Origin of the sequence: Citrobacter sp. wls829 (assembly GCF_005280825.1) — a bacterium.
Classification (GTDB): Bacteria; Pseudomonadota; Gammaproteobacteria; order Enterobacterales; family Enterobacteriaceae; genus Citrobacter; species Citrobacter gillenii.
Genome location: NZ_SZWP01000057.1, coordinates 14,291 through 27,656 on the forward strand (window position 1 = coordinate 14,291; position 13,366 = coordinate 27,656).

The 13,366-nt window shown below is 52.5% G+C and carries 14 protein-coding genes and 1 pseudogene; 6 read left to right on the top strand and 9 right to left on the bottom strand.

The window, feature by feature from the left end; genetic code table 11:
- Positions 1-77 precede the first annotated feature (77 nt).
- Together dtpA and gstA are read left to right on the top strand one after the other, a co-directional pair.
- Positions 78-1,583: a dipeptide/tripeptide permease DtpA gene (dtpA, locus tag FDW88_RS11420; RefSeq protein WP_115258565.1), complete on the top strand. Its 1,506-nt coding sequence runs from the start codon at positions 78-80 to the stop codon at positions 1,581-1,583.
- A 104-nt stretch (positions 1,584-1,687) separates the two neighbouring features.
- Complete coding sequence (gstA, locus tag FDW88_RS11425; RefSeq protein ID WP_096757141.1) at positions 1,688-2,293, top strand: glutathione transferase GstA; 606 nt, start codon at positions 1,688-1,690, stop codon at positions 2,291-2,293.
- A gap of 85 nt (positions 2,294-2,378) precedes the next feature.
- On the opposite strand, the gene pdxY is transcribed toward gstA, so the two are convergent.
- The 5 genes from pdxY to anmK form a co-directional block, all read right to left on the bottom strand.
- Positions 2,379-3,239: a pyridoxal kinase PdxY gene (gene pdxY, locus FDW88_RS11430; RefSeq protein WP_137362578.1), complete on the bottom strand. Its 861-nt coding sequence runs from the start codon at positions 3,237-3,239 to the stop codon at positions 2,379-2,381.
- A 55-nt stretch (positions 3,240-3,294) separates the two neighbouring features.
- Positions 3,295-4,569: a tyrosine--tRNA ligase gene (gene tyrS, locus FDW88_RS11435; RefSeq protein WP_096757143.1), complete on the bottom strand. Its 1,275-nt coding sequence runs from the start codon at positions 4,567-4,569 to the stop codon at positions 3,295-3,297.
- 126 nt (positions 4,570-4,695) lie between these two features.
- Positions 4,696-5,352: a pyridoxamine 5'-phosphate oxidase gene (pdxH, locus tag FDW88_RS11440; protein ID WP_096757144.1), complete on the bottom strand. Its 657-nt coding sequence runs from the start codon at positions 5,350-5,352 to the stop codon at positions 4,696-4,698.
- Between the two features lie 60 nt (positions 5,353-5,412).
- Positions 5,413-5,736 (bottom strand): C-type lysozyme inhibitor, encoded by a 324-nt coding sequence (mliC, locus tag FDW88_RS11445; protein WP_137362579.1) that lies wholly within the window; start codon positions 5,734-5,736, stop codon positions 5,413-5,415.
- A gap of 93 nt (positions 5,737-5,829) precedes the next feature.
- The gene (gene anmK, locus FDW88_RS11450) at positions 5,830-6,951 is read right to left on the bottom strand and encodes an anhydro-N-acetylmuramic acid kinase (protein ID WP_115258567.1); all 1,122 of its coding nucleotides are present in this window, start codon (positions 6,949-6,951) and stop codon (positions 5,830-5,832) included.
- A 273-nt stretch (positions 6,952-7,224) separates the two neighbouring features.
- Here anmK and slyB point away from each other — a divergent pair, with 273 nt between their 5' ends.
- Positions 7,225-7,692: an outer membrane lipoprotein SlyB gene (gene slyB, locus FDW88_RS11455; protein ID WP_096757147.1), complete on the top strand. Its 468-nt coding sequence runs from the start codon at positions 7,225-7,227 to the stop codon at positions 7,690-7,692.
- Positions 7,693-7,742: 50 nt separating this feature from the next.
- Here the strand turns inward: slyB and slyA are convergent, their stop codons facing one another.
- The gene (gene slyA / locus FDW88_RS11460) at positions 7,743-8,183 is read right to left on the bottom strand and encodes a transcriptional regulator SlyA (RefSeq protein WP_269473706.1); all 441 of its coding nucleotides are present in this window, start codon (positions 8,181-8,183) and stop codon (positions 7,743-7,745) included.
- Between the two features lie 193 nt (positions 8,184-8,376).
- Between slyA and FDW88_RS11465 the strand changes: the two genes are divergently transcribed.
- The 3 genes and pseudogenes from FDW88_RS11465 (at position 8,377) to FDW88_RS11475 (ending at position 11,516) form a co-directional block, all read left to right on the top strand.
- Positions 8,377-8,613, top strand: a complete 237-nt coding sequence (locus FDW88_RS11465; RefSeq protein ID WP_096757148.1) for a DUF1656 domain-containing protein — start codon at positions 8,377-8,379, stop codon at positions 8,611-8,613.
- A 2-nt stretch (positions 8,614-8,615) separates the two neighbouring features.
- Positions 8,616-9,479 (top strand): HlyD family secretion protein, encoded by an 864-nt coding sequence (locus FDW88_RS11470; protein WP_115258568.1) that lies wholly within the window; start codon positions 8,616-8,618, stop codon positions 9,477-9,479.
- Positions 9,476-11,516: pseudogene (locus tag FDW88_RS11475) on the top strand (FUSC family protein). Before FDW88_RS11470 ends, FDW88_RS11475 begins: the two are co-directional and overlap by 4 nt.
- On the opposite strand, the gene sodC reads toward FDW88_RS11475, so the two are convergent.
- From sodC to FDW88_RS11490, 3 genes are all read right to left on the bottom strand, one after another.
- Complete coding sequence (gene sodC, locus FDW88_RS11480; protein ID WP_096757151.1) at positions 11,492-12,013, bottom strand: superoxide dismutase [Cu-Zn] SodC; 522 nt, start codon at positions 12,011-12,013, stop codon at positions 11,492-11,494. The pseudogene FDW88_RS11475 and the gene sodC sit on opposite strands and share 25 nt — an antisense overlap.
- A gap of 80 nt (positions 12,014-12,093) precedes the next feature.
- Positions 12,094-12,990, bottom strand: a complete 897-nt coding sequence (locus FDW88_RS11485; protein WP_137362580.1) for an aldo/keto reductase family oxidoreductase — start codon at positions 12,988-12,990, stop codon at positions 12,094-12,096.
- A 49-nt stretch (positions 12,991-13,039) separates the two neighbouring features.
- Positions 13,040-13,279, bottom strand: a complete 240-nt coding sequence (locus tag FDW88_RS11490; RefSeq protein ID WP_137362581.1) for a DUF1289 domain-containing protein — start codon at positions 13,277-13,279, stop codon at positions 13,040-13,042.
- Positions 13,280-13,366: the final 87 nt, after the last annotated feature.

Here is a 13,366-nt window from a genome sequence, read left to right on the forward strand (position 1 = left end):
ACAATCGGACGGATGAACTTGACTCATCACGTACCTGAACACCCCCGTAGATATGGGATGTAAAAAAAGAGGTAAAAGTGTCTACTGCAAACAATAAACCAACTGAAAGCGTGAGCTTAAACGCCTTCAAACAACCAAAAGCGTTCTATCTCATTTTCTCAATTGAGCTGTGGGAACGTTTTGGCTACTACGGCCTGCAAGGGATTATGGCCGTCTACCTGGTGAAACAACTGGGTATGTCAGAAGCGGATTCCATCACCCTTTTCTCCTCCTTTAGTGCCCTGGTTTACGGCCTGGTGGCTATTGGCGGCTGGTTAGGTGATAAAGTTCTGGGTACTAAGCGTGTCATTATGCTGGGTGCCATTGTACTGGCTATCGGTTATGCGCTGGTCGCATGGTCCGGTCATGATGCTGGTATCGTTTATATGGGTATGGCGGCCATCGCGGTCGGTAATGGCCTGTTTAAAGCGAACCCATCCTCCCTGCTTTCTACCTGCTATGCCAAAGATGACCCGCGTCTTGATGGTGCATTTACTATGTACTACATGTCCGTCAACATCGGTTCATTCTTCTCAATGCTTGCTACTCCATGGCTGGCGGCACGATACGGCTGGAGCACCGCGTTCGCACTGAGCGTCGTCGGGATGCTGATTACCGTCGTAAACTTCGCATTCTGCCAGCGTTGGGTTAAACAATACGGGTCTAAACCAGACTTTGAGCCGATCAACTTCCGCAACCTGCTGCTGACCATTGTTGGCGTGGTGGTGTTGATTGTTATCGCAACATGGTTACTGCACAACCAGGGCATTGCACGTATGGTTCTGGGCGTCGTGGCTATGGGTATCGTGTTTATCTTCGGTAAAGAAGCCTTCGCCATGAAAGGTGCCGCGCGTCGTAAAATGATCGTCGCCTTCATTCTGATGCTGGAAGCGATTATCTTCTTCGTGCTGTACAGCCAGATGCCGACATCACTGAACTTCTTTGCAATTCGTAACGTTGAGCACTCTATTCTGGGCATCGCGTTCGAACCTGAGCAGTATCAGGCACTGAACCCGTTCTGGATCATCATTGGTAGCCCAATCCTTGCCGCTATCTATAACAAGATGGGTGACACACTGCCAATGCCGACCAAGTTTGCTATCGGTATGGTGCTGTGTTCCGGTGCGTTCCTGATCCTGCCGCTGGGTGCGAAATTTGCCACCGATGCGGGTATCGTTTCCGTTAACTGGCTGATCATTTGCTACGGTCTGCAGAGTATCGGTGAACTGATGATCTCTGGTCTGGGTCTGGCAATGGTTGCGCAGTTGGTACCACAGCGTCTGATGGGCTTCATCATGGGTAGCTGGTTCCTGACCACTGCCGGTGCAAACATCATCGGTGGCTATGTTGCTAACATGATGGCTGTACCGGAGAATGTGACCGACCCACTGATGTCTCTGGAAGTCTATGGTCGTGTGTTCCTGCAAATCGGTATTGCAACGGCAGTTATCGCTGTTCTGATGCTGCTGACAGCACCGAAGCTGAACCGTATGACTCAGGACGATGATGTCAGCGAGAAAGCCTCTAAGACCGCAACAGCGTAATTCTCAGGGAAACTTCTTTTCAGGCCGCTAACTGATGTTAGCGGCTTTTTTTTTGGCTGAGGTCGCACTACCATACGATATACCTCAGCCAAAAGGAGTTACCGATGAAACTGTTCTACAAACCGGGCGCGTGTTCTCTCGCTTCGCACATCACGCTTCGCGAAAGCGGTAAAGATTTCACCCTTGATGGTGTTGATCTGATGAAGAAACGCCTGGAAAACGGCGATGATTTTTTCGCGGTAAACCCAAAGGGACAAGTTCCTGCTCTGCTGCTGGACGATGGTACGCTACTAACCGAAGGTGTGGCCATCATGCAGTACCTGGCCGATTCGGTACCCGATCGCCAGCTTCTTGCCCCAACCAGCAGCCTCTCGCGTTACAAAACGCTGGAGTGGCTTAACTATATTGCGACAGAACTGCATAAAGGCTTTACGCCATTGTTCCGTCCCGATACGCCGGAAGAGTACAAGCCGACCGTACGCGCACTGCTGGAGAAAAAAATGCAGTATGTGAACGATTCACTGCAGGACAACCCGTGGATCTGCGGCCAGCGTTTTTCCATTGCAGATGCTTATCTGTTCACCGTACTGCGTTGGGCGTATGCCGTGAAATTGAATATGGCAGGATTAAGCCATATCGAAGCCTATATGGCGCGGATGGCTGAGCGCCCGGCAGTGGCAGCGGCGCTTAAGGCAGAAGGGTTAAATTAATAGTTGTTGCCGGGTGGCGCTTGCTCACCCGGCCTACAGCCAAACAAACGTAAGCCCGATAAGCGTGAGCGCCATCGGGCATTGATTACAGCTGCGTAGCGCTAAAATAGTGTTCTGGTTTTGCAATGCGATCCTGAGCAGCAACGACCTGCAGTTCATACTCATGCATCTCTTTGGTCGCAATCATAATCTCATACACCGCCGCCGTTACATGCTCAAGCGCCTGCTGCACCGTCGCGCCCTGTAACAGTTTCACCAGTAGCAAACCGCTGGTCACATCACCCACACCCACAGGTTGACGCGCACCAAAATCCACCAGCGGACGACTGATATGCCATGCCTGGTCAGCGGTGACCAGCAGCATCTCGAAACGGTCGGGACTCATCCCTGCGCGAGCAAGATGTTTCACCAGCACCACCTCAGGCCCTTGAGCAATCAGCTCACGCGCCGCTAATACCGCTTCATCAACGTTGGTCACCGCGTGCTCGCAAAGGATCTCAAGCTCTACCAAATTAGGCGCGATAATATCGCTGGCCGGTAACGCGTGGCGCACGTGAAACTCGGCGACGCCCGGTGCGACAATACAGCCTTTTTCCGGATGTCCCATCACGGGGTCGCAGAAATACTTCGCCTGTGGATTAGCCGACTTTACCTGACGGACAATTCCCAGAATATGTTCGCCCTGCTCTGCTGAACCGAGGTAGCCGCTCAGCACAGCATCACAAGTTTTAAGTTTATCGATATCGGCAATACCCTGGACAATTTCGGTCAGGTGGCTGGGCGGCATCACGCAGCCGGTCCATTTGCCGTATTGGGTATGGTTAGAGAACTGAACGGTATTAAGAGGCCAGACGTTGGCGCCAAGACGGCGCATCGGAAATTCTGCTGCACTGTTGCCCGCATGACCAAAAACAACGTGGGACTGGATGGCGAGGATATTCTTCATTTTTTTACCTGAACAAAAATAAGGGAGTGATTTCTCACTCCCATTCCTTAACGCATTATTTCCAGCAAATCAGACAATAGTTCTTTTTGCCGCGGCGCAGTAACGTGTAGCGCCCAAACAAAATGTCACTGTCCTGGAAGAAGTATTCCGGATCTGACTGTTTTTCACCGTTGATGGTTACCGCATTCGACGCAATGGTCTTACGCGCCTGGCCGCGAGACGGCTGCAGTTCTGAGTCCACCAGCGCCTGCATCAGATCGGCACCTTTTTCCATTTCGATCATCGGCACGCCATCCTGCGCCAACTGCTCGAAGTCAGCTTCGCTGAGATCGCTTAAGTTCCCGTTGAACAGGCATTCGGTGATGCGTTTTGCCGCCACCAGACCTTCTTCACCGTGAACCAGACGCGTAACCTGCTCCGCCAGAACATACTGGGCACGCGGCGCTTTACCGCTGTTCTTATCTTCTTCTTCCAGGGCATTGATCTCTTCAATGTCCATAAAGGTGAAGAATTTAAGGAAGCGATAGACATCGGCATCGGCGGTGTTAATCCAGAACTGGTAGAACTTGTACGGACTGGTTTTCTTCGGATCCAGCCAGACTGCGCCACCTTCCGTTTTACCGAACTTGGTCCCGTCTGCTTTGGTGATCAGCGGAACCGTCAGGCCGAACACCTGATTCTGGTGTAAACGGCGGGTCAGATCGATACCGGAGGTAATGTTACCCCACTGGTCAGAACCCCCGATTTGCAGCGCCACACCGTGCAGTTTGTTCAGGCAGGCGAAGTCATACCCTTGCAGCAGGTTGTAAGAAAACTCGGTAAAGGAGATGCCCTGATCGTCACGGTTCAGACGCTGCTTCACCGCTTCTTTGTTGATCATCTGGTTCACAGAGAAATGCTTGCCGATATCACGCAGGAAAGTCAGTACATTCATACCGCCAAACCAGTCGTAGTTGTTCGCAGCAATCGCGGAGTTGTCGCCACAGTCGAAATCGAGGAACGGTGCAACCTGTTTGCGGATTTTATCCACCCACTCTTGCACGGTGTCTTCGGTATTCAGTTTACGCTCGGCGGCTTTAAAGCTCGGGTCACCAATCAGACCGGTTGCACCACCTACCAGTGCGACAGGCTTATGGCCTGCCTGCTGGAAGCGTTTCAGGCATAACAATGGAACCAGATGCCCCAAATGCAAGCTGTCAGCGGTAGGGTCGAAGCCGCAATAGAGCGCGATCGGGCCTTGCGCCAGTCGCTCTGCTAACGCTTCTTCGTCCGTCACCTGGGCCACCAGCCCCCGCTCTTGCAATTGTTTAATCAAGTTACTGCTTGCCATCAAAATCTCCATGTATAAAACGACTGCACCTTTGCCGGTACACGACTTTTCGCCTGATGCGAAAGAGACATAGAATAAAGCGCCGGATTCATCAGTGCCAGCGCTTAAAACAAGAATTTTGCATCTTTAGGGGGCCAGGCGATCGATTTTCCACGCGTTGTCTTCACGCTGGTATAAAAAACGATCGTGTAAGCGGTTTTCGCCGCCCTGCCAGAACTCCATTTGCTCAATACTCACGCGAAAACCGCCCCAGAAACTTGGCAGCGGGACTTCCCCCTGCTGAAACTTCTGCTTCAGTTCAAGAAATTTGCTTTCGAGAATACCGCGTGCGGAGATACGACTGGACTGTTTTGATACCCAGGCGCCAATTTGGCTGTCGCGTGGGCGACTGTGGAAGTACTTCACTACCTCAAGCGTAGAAAGACGTTCGGCCTTACCAATCACCATCACCTGCCGTTCCAGCGTATGCCACGGAAACAGCAGGCTAATGCGGGGGTTATGCTCTATCTGGTGCGCCTTACGGCTGCCCATGTTGGTATAAAATACCAAACCTTTGTCATCATAATGTTTGAGCAACACGATGCGCTGGTACGGCTGGCCGTTTTCATCAACGGTGGCCACTACCATGGCAGTCGGATCGGCGAGTTTGGCGTCACAGGCTTGTCCGAGCCAGCGCTCAAAAAGCGCAAGCGGCTCGGCGGGAAGATCGCGGCGGCGAAGACCGCCTTTCGTGTATTCACGGCGCAGATGCGCGATTTGCTGCAATTCGTCGTTATCAGACATGATGTTTGGGCTACGGATTGTCAGTGGGTGACGCTATTGTGCGCCGCCCAGGTGAAAATCTCAACGCTTCGGGTTCTGTAACTGACAGTTATTTAACACAACTTTGTCACGTTTATAGACCGTCGCGCTGTCGCCTTTAGACCAGAAGACATAGATGCCATCGGTGTAACGCGCGCCCGATGCTGATACACCCTGTTTAAGATTCACTAACTGATTATCGTAAACAAAGCTTGCCGTTTGTTGGGTATTGTTCAATTTCACGGTCAGCGGTTTTTCATCACAGCGATATTCGAGGGTATCCGTTTGCATACGCTCGACAAATTGGTTGTAGACACTACAGCCGGTAAGCAGTACCGGCAAACATACCAATAACAGTTTTTTCATAGCCCTATCCTGAAGACATTCCTGGTCCCGGAGGGGAATAACCCCCTCCCTAACATCCCTAGTTTACCGGCATCGTCGCCAGGATAATTTCAGTTAACTCTGAGTTCGTGGGTTTGCGGGAAAAATAGCGCCTAAAACGCTGGATTCCGTCGCACCGGTAACTGAGGGTAAATTACCCGGTAATCCCGCCAGTGTGCGCCATGCCAGCCAGGCAAAAGCTAACGCTTCCATATCATCCCCGCTAATACCGGCTTCATCGGTCGAGGTCACTTCCGTGCCGGGCAACAGTGCCGCCAGGCGCATCATCAGCAGCGGATTACGGCTTCCACCGCCGCAGACCATCAAGCGCTCGCAGCCACCGCTCAACAGGACCTGCTCGGATATCGTCACCGCCGTCAGTTCAGCAAGCGTCGTCTGCACATCACGCGCGGCCAGTCCCGGGAACTGCGCCAGATGACGTTCGATCCAACCATAATTAAAGTACTCGCGGCCGGTGCTTTTAGGTGCCGGCGCGGCAAAATAGGGATCGCTCAGCATGCTTTGCAACAACGGAAGAATAACCGTACCTTCGCAGGCCCATTGCGCGTCTTTATCGTAAGGTTTTCCACATTGCCGCCAGATCCAGGCATCCATCAGCATATTACCTGGCCCGGTGTCATAACCTCGTACAGGGCGCTGAGGAATAAGCAGTGACAAATTAGCTATACCGCCGATATTCAACACCATCCGACGCTCAGTTGGGTGCGCCAACAGCGCCTGATGAAAAGCGGGAACCAGCGGTGCACCCTGCCCGCCTAGCGCGATATCACGCCGGCGAAAATCGCCGACTACGGTGATGCCGGTATGCGCCACAATCTGGTTGTTGTCGCCAATTTGCAGGGTATGCGGCGCACTGCCTGTCGGCTCATGCCAGACGGTTTGTCCGTGGCAGCCAATTGCGACAATATCCTGCGGCTTTAATTTTTGCTGCGCCAGCAGCGCATTTACCGCCTCAGCGAATAAACGCCCCAATTGCGTATCCAGTTGCCCATACTGCGAGAGGGTGAGTTGCTGCCCCTGGCAGATATCGAGAATGGCCTGTTTCAAATGGAGAGGGATGGGCCAGGTCAGACTCGCCTGCTGCGCGACCATCGTTTCATCTATTGCTGCCAGCACAACATCAACACCATCAAGGCTGGTTCCAGACATAACACCGATAAAACGGCCCGATTTCATACGTCATCCTTTTAAACACGTTAGCCTTGACACTCAACCATAAAGTGCTGATTAATTCCATGCTTCGTTGATGATTTTTGATGGCTAATCATGACAAGCCGCCATCTATTCAATCAATTTGATGAATGATTCGTTTATACTCAGTTAACCTGATTTCGGTTAAGATTTTCATATTGTTCCAGTAGAACATGTGACCTTAGGCTCACAAATGCCATATAATTTAACCATGAAGGGTGCTTTATTAGCGTTTCGTGGTGTAAAGGAGAGTTATAAATGATTAAACGTGCACTGATTGTTTCATTAATGGGATTATCTTTAGCGGGTTGTGTTAACAGTGATAGTCTTTCAGGTGACGTGTATACCGCATCCGAAGCGAAACAGGTACAGAACGTAACCTACGGTACGATCGTTCATGTCCGTCCGGTGCAAATTCAGGGTGGCGATGATGCCAACGTCATCGGCGCGATCGGCGGCGCTGTACTCGGTGGATTCCTTGGTAACACCGTCGGCGGCGGTTCTGGTCGTTCATTAGCTACGGCGGCAGGTGCGGTTGCAGGCGGCGTCGCAGGTCAAAGCGTCCAGGGTGCGATCAATAAAACACAGGGTGTGGAACTGGAAATCCGTAAGGATGACGGGAACACCATTATGGTGGTGCAGAAACAAGGCGCGACCAAATTCGCTTCAGGTCAGCGTGTTGTGATGGCCAGCAACGGCAAAGAAGTTACCGTTTCTCCGCGCTAATCGAATTTACGTGTGGTCAGTCAGATACTGGCCACACGTAGATTTTTGCATCAGCCCTGAGACTGTAGCTCAATAATATTGTGTTCCAGTCGGGCAACCAGTTTAATCAGCAGATTAATTTCCTCGGTTGAAATCCCTTCCAGAATCTCTCCGCGCGTTTTGTTGATAACCGCTTCCATATCAGCGATCAGCGGCTCGGCTTTCTCCGTCAGTTTAATTCTCTTTGCTCGACGATCGCTGGCGCAAGTCTGTCGTGAAATGAGTCCCTTTTCTTCCAGTTGGTCGAGCGTACGCACCAGAGAAGGCTGCTCAATCCCTATCGCTTTAGCCAGCTGGATCTGCGATTGATCCGGTGGCAGCTGATGAATGTTGTGCAGCGTCACCCAATGCGTCTGCGTCAACTCCAAAGGCTTCAGGCGATGGTCAATCAGAGCACGCCAAATGCGCACCAACCGTGCCAGATCAGAACCTAGTGGCGATTCCAATTTCATCTCCTTATAATTAGCTTGCTAAGTTGTTATGCTGATTTTAGAATAGTGTGCAGCATTTGTATTCCCAAAACAAATGTATTGCCAAATTTGCTTACCGGATGACATTTTTTCAGACATTATGCGTTAAAGAGACTGATTGTCCCTTTTTTTGCTAAACCTATAGCAATGCTCTCTTCCGTCAAGGATTTTGCCCGTGAAGTTTATGTTTAATGCAACAGGATTGCCCCTACAAGATTTAATGATCGGTGCATCTGTCTACTTCCCTCCACTTTTCAAAGCGTTTATCTGCGGATTTATCTTCTGGTTGGTTGTTCATCGCGTACTGCGCGACTGGATGTACTCCGGCGAAATCTGGCATCCCTTGTTAATGGATCTGTCGCTCTTTGCGCTTTGCGTGTGTCTGGGCTTTGTTATGCTGATTGTGTGGTGATTATGTCGCTCAAAACCGTTAAATACTTCTCCACTATTATAGTCGCAGTTGTTGCCGTTCTCGCGGGTTGGTGGATGTGGAATTATTATATGCAGTCCCCCTGGACGCGCGATGGCAAAGTTCGTGCGGAGCAGGTCAGTATCACCCCACAGGTTTCCGGCAGCATTACCCAACTCAATATTAAAGATAATCAGTTTGTTAATGCAGGCGACGTGCTGTTTGTTATCGATAAGACGCCGTTTCATATTGCTGAACTGAATGCACAGGCGCAGCTGGCGAAAGCACAGTCCGATCTGGCAAAGGCTAATAACGAGGCCAATCGCCGCCGTCATCTGTCGCAAAATTATATCTCTGCCGAGGATCTGGACACGGCCAACCTCAACGTGAAAGCGATGCAGGCAAGCGTGGAGGCAGCCCAGGCCCAATTACGGCAAGCGCAGTGGCAATTGACCCAAACGGAAGTTAAAGCTCCAGTCGCTGGTTGGGTGACGAATCTTTCTACACGCAGTGGCGATTATGCCAGTACCGGTAAACCCCTGTTTGCGCTGGTCGACAGTCGTTCATTTTATGTGATGGGCTATTTTGAAGAAACCAAGCTACGCCATATTCGCGAGGGCGCACCGGCGCTGATTACATTGTACAGCGGCAATATAAAGTTACAGGGTCACGTTTCCAGTATTGGTCGTGCGATTTACGATCAAAGCGTAGAGAGTGATTCCGGTCTGATTCCTGACATCAAACCCAACGTACCGTGGGTGCGTCTGGCGCAACGGGTGCCCGTGCGTATCGAATTTGACGCACTACCGCACGATGTCACACTGGTTTCAGGTACCACCTGCAGCGTGTCGATTGGTCAGAAAAAATGAAACGGCTTCACCTGACGCCGGGCAATTTACCGTGGTTGAAAGCCACCGCGGCACAGTGGCGTTACGCGCTGCGAAACACCATCGCGATGTGCCTGGCGTTAACATTCGCCTATTACCTGAATCTGGATGAACCCTACTGGGCGATGACCTCCGCTGCGGTGGTTAGCTTTCCCACCGTGGGCGGTGTCATCAGCAAAAGTCTGGGCCGCGTGGCAGGCAGTTTGCTTGGTGCCACGGCGGCATTGATTATTGCTGGCCACACCCTCAATGAACCGTGGTTATTTTTACTCAGCATGTCGGCCTGGATTGGTTTATGCACCTGGGCCTGCGCGCACTTTACCAACAACGTGGCCTACGCGTTTCAACTGGCAGGCTACACCGCGGCTATTATTGCGTTTCCGATGGTCAACACCATTGAGGTTACGCAACTGTGGGATATTGCCCAGGCGCGCGTGTGCGAAGTGATGGTCGGGATACTCTGCGGGGGCATGATGATGATGATCCTGCCCAGCACGTCTGATGGTACAGCGTTGCTGACGGCGCTGAAAAACATGCACGCGCGTTTGCTGGAACATGCCAGCTTACTCTGGCAACCCGAAACCACCGATGCGATCCGCTCAGCCCACGAAGGGGTAATCGGCCAGATTCTGACCATGAATCTGCTGCGTATTCAGGCATTCTGGAGCCACTATCGCTTTCGACGGCAGAATGCCCTGCTCAATTCACTGCTGCATCAGCAACTGCGTCTGACCAGCGTGATCTCCAGCCTGCGCAGAATGCTGCTTAACTGGCCAAATCCTCCTGCTCACACCCGGGAAGTCATCGAACAGCTACTCAGTGCACTGGTGAAATCCGATACCGATAGCTACACGGTAGCCCGCATTATTGCCCCCCTGCGTCCGCAGGACTCCCACGACTACCGGCATGTCGCCTTCTGGCAACGGCTACGTTATTTCTGCCGAATTTACCTGCAAAGCAGCCATTATCTGCATTTGCTGGAAAAAGGCGTGACCGCCGAGCGCATCAGCGTGAACCGCACGCCGGGCCTGGCCCGCCATACCGACAACGCGGAAGCCATCTGGAGCGGGTTACGTACCTTCATCACGTTGATGGTGATTGGCGCGTGGAGCATCGGCGCACAATGGGAATCCGGCGCGGGTGCGCTGACGCTGGCGGCGATTAGCTGCGTACTGTATTCCGCCGTTGCCACCCCGTTCAAATCACTCTCACTGCTGATGCGCACGTTGGTGCTGCTGTCATTGTTCAGCTTTGTGGTGAAGTTCGGTCTGATGGTACAAATTACCGACCTGTGGCAATTCATTCTGTTTCTCTTCCCACTGCTGGCCACCATGCAACTGCTAAAGCTGCAAATGCCTGCTCTGGCGGGGCTTTGGGGGCAGTTGATCGTCTTTATGGGATCGTTTATCGCCGTGACCAATCCGCCGGTGTATGACTTCGCCGATTTCCTGAATGATAATCTGGCAAAAATAACCGGCGTAGCGCTATCCTGGTTGGCCTTTGCTATCCTGCGGCCAGGCTCAGACGCGAGAAAGAGTCGTCGTCATATTCGCGCCCTGCGCCGGGATTTTGTCGATCAGCTCAGTCGGCATCCGGCACACAGCGAACATGAATTTGAGTCGTTAACCTATCATCATGTCAGCCAGCTCAGTAACAGCCAGGATGCGCTGGCGCGGCGGTGGTTATTACGCTGGGGCGTCGTGTTGCTGAACTGCTCGCATGTGGTGTGGCAGCTGCGCGCCTGGGAAGCGCGCTCCGATCCGTTGGCCCGCGTCAGGGATGTGTGTATTTCACTGCTGCGCGATGTGATGAACGAGCGTGGCGTCCAGCAGCGTCCACTGAATGCCACGCTTAACGAGTTACAGCGCATCTGCGATACGCTTGCCCATCATCATCAGCCTGCCGCACAAGAGCTGGCGGCGCTTATCTGGCGTTTACACTGTTCGTTGTCTCAGCTTGAACAGGCTCCGCCGCCAGGCACGCTGAGCCGTTGATTATTTGATAACCCCGCAGGCGTAACGCGCCCCGCCACCGCCTAGAGGTTTTGGCTGATCGGACATGTTATCGCCACCCACATGGACCATCAGCGCCTTACCTTTGACCTCATCCAGTGATTTCAGGCGTGGGGCGGTAACAGTCGTTGTGGCGTAACCTTCGGCATTGACCACCAGCAACGGCAGGTCGCCCATGTGCCCAGCCCCCTCCGGACCTTCATGTTTTCCGGTTTTATGCGGGTCAAGATGTCCCCCTGCCGATTCAGCGGCAGAAGCTTTGCCTTCTTTAATCGCAGGCTGACAGCTGCCGTTGGCATGGACATGGAAACCATGTTCTCCTGGCGGCAGTGCTTTCAGGTCAGGCGTAAACGCCAGCCCTTGCGCAGTTTCAGAAATAGTTACTGAACCAATCGACTGACCTACCCCTTGCGAAGTCACCAGGTTCATCTCAACTTGCTCACTGGCAGCCTGTGCGCCCGCACAGGCCAGTAAGGTGATTATGGCGATACTCAAACGCTTCATACGACCTCCGTCACTATGTGTCTGACTGATAAGTGTAAACCAGTGACGCAATTTTGAGCGACGGAACGCCGAAAACGCGATTACGGTACGTCGTAACCCAGCGCGGCTTTACGGATACGGAACCATTGCTGGCGGGACATGGTTAACGATTCGGCCTCAATAGCAGCGCGAACGCGCTCAATTTTCCCTGAGCCAATAATCGGCAGCGGCTGTGACGGTAGACGGAGGATCCACGCATAGACCACCTGCTCAATGGACTGCGCATTCAATTCTTGCGCAATGGCGGCGAGTTCATTGCGCAGCGGTTGGAAAGCATCATCATTGAACAGTCGTCCACCACCCAGACAGGACCAGGCCATTGGCCGGATGCGCAGTTGTTGCAGCTGATCTAAGGTGCCATCCAGCAGCAGTGGCTGATGCACCGGGGAAATCTCAACCTGATTGGTTGCCAGCGTAAACGGCAGACGTGATTGCAACAGGGAAAACTGCGCAGGCGTAAAGTTAGACACGCCAAAGTGACGCACTTTGCCGCTATGATGCAGTTTCTTAAACGCTTCAGCCACTTCGTCGGCATCCATCAGCGGATCGGGACGATGGATCAAGAGCAGATCAATATGGTCGGTCGCCAGCAGTTTCAGCGACTGCTCCGCGCTGGCAATAATATGGTCGCTGTCGGTGATGTAGTGACCGAGGGTATTTTCCGCCCGTGCAGTGGTGGCAATACCGCATTTGGTCACGATCTGCATTTTTTCACGCAGATGCGGAGCCAGCTTCATCGCCTCGCCAAACGCCGCTTCGCACTGGTATCCACCATAAATATCAGCGTGATCGACGGTGGTTACGCCCAGGTCAAGATGTTCTTCAATAAAGCTGACGAGCTGGCGAGCGGACATATTCCAGTCCATCAGCCGCCAGTACCCCATGACAAAGCGAGAAAATTCCGGGCCTTGCGGCGCAATAGTAATACGCTGAACCATAGCAGCTTCCTTAACAATGAGTGTGCATCGAGTATACGCAATTACGCTTTTAAAAGAGTGAAGGTTGTTGCGGTTCTTCTGACGGGCTGGGTTTGTTTGCACGTAATTTACGCATCAGACGCTGACGACAAAGACGCAGCACATCCTGCTTTTCGGCATCGCTCATTTTCTGCCAGTTAAAGCGCTCATCCCGGCTACGAAAACATCCACGGCAAAAGCCGCGTTCGTCGGACTGGCAGATCCCGCGGCACGGGCTCTGGACGGGGAAAAACTCCAGCTGTTCGGCCACATCCCCTCCTTACGTAAGATAGTTATACCTATTGAAGACGCTAACTGAATTTCTGGCAAGCGCTATTGCATTAGACCGACTGGTCTA

Bases quoted from the DNA above. Each gene is read 5' to 3' on its own strand.
- gstA (WP_096757141.1), top strand. From the start codon at position 1,688: ATGAAACTGTTCTACAAACCGGGCGCGTGTTCTCTCGCTTCGCACATC.
- pdxY (WP_137362578.1), bottom strand. From the start codon at position 3,239: ATGAAGAATATCCTCGCCATCCAGTCCCACGTTGTTTTTGGTCATGCG.
- tyrS (WP_096757143.1), bottom strand. From the start codon at position 4,569: ATGGCAAGCAGTAACTTGATTAAACAATTGCAAGAGCGGGGGCTGGTG.
- pdxH (WP_096757144.1), bottom strand. From the start codon at position 5,352: ATGTCTGATAACGACGAATTGCAGCAAATCGCGCATCTGCGCCGTGAA.
- mliC (WP_137362579.1), bottom strand. From the start codon at position 5,736: ATGAAAAAACTGTTATTGGTATGTTTGCCGGTACTGCTTACCGGCTGT.
- anmK (WP_115258567.1), bottom strand. From the start codon at position 6,951: ATGAAATCGGGCCGTTTTATCGGTGTTATGTCTGGAACCAGCCTTGAT.
- slyB (WP_096757147.1), top strand. From the start codon at position 7,225: ATGATTAAACGTGCACTGATTGTTTCATTAATGGGATTATCTTTAGCG.
- slyA (WP_269473706.1), bottom strand. From the start codon at position 8,183: ATGAAATTGGAATCGCCACTAGGTTCTGATCTGGCACGGTTGGTGCGC.
- FDW88_RS11470 (WP_115258568.1), top strand. From the start codon at position 8,616: ATGTCGCTCAAAACCGTTAAATACTTCTCCACTATTATAGTCGCAGTT.
- sodC (WP_096757151.1), bottom strand. From the start codon at position 12,013: ATGAAGCGTTTGAGTATCGCCATAATCACCTTACTGGCCTGTGCGGGC.
- FDW88_RS11485 (WP_137362580.1), bottom strand. From the start codon at position 12,990: ATGGTTCAGCGTATTACTATTGCGCCGCAAGGCCCGGAATTTTCTCGC.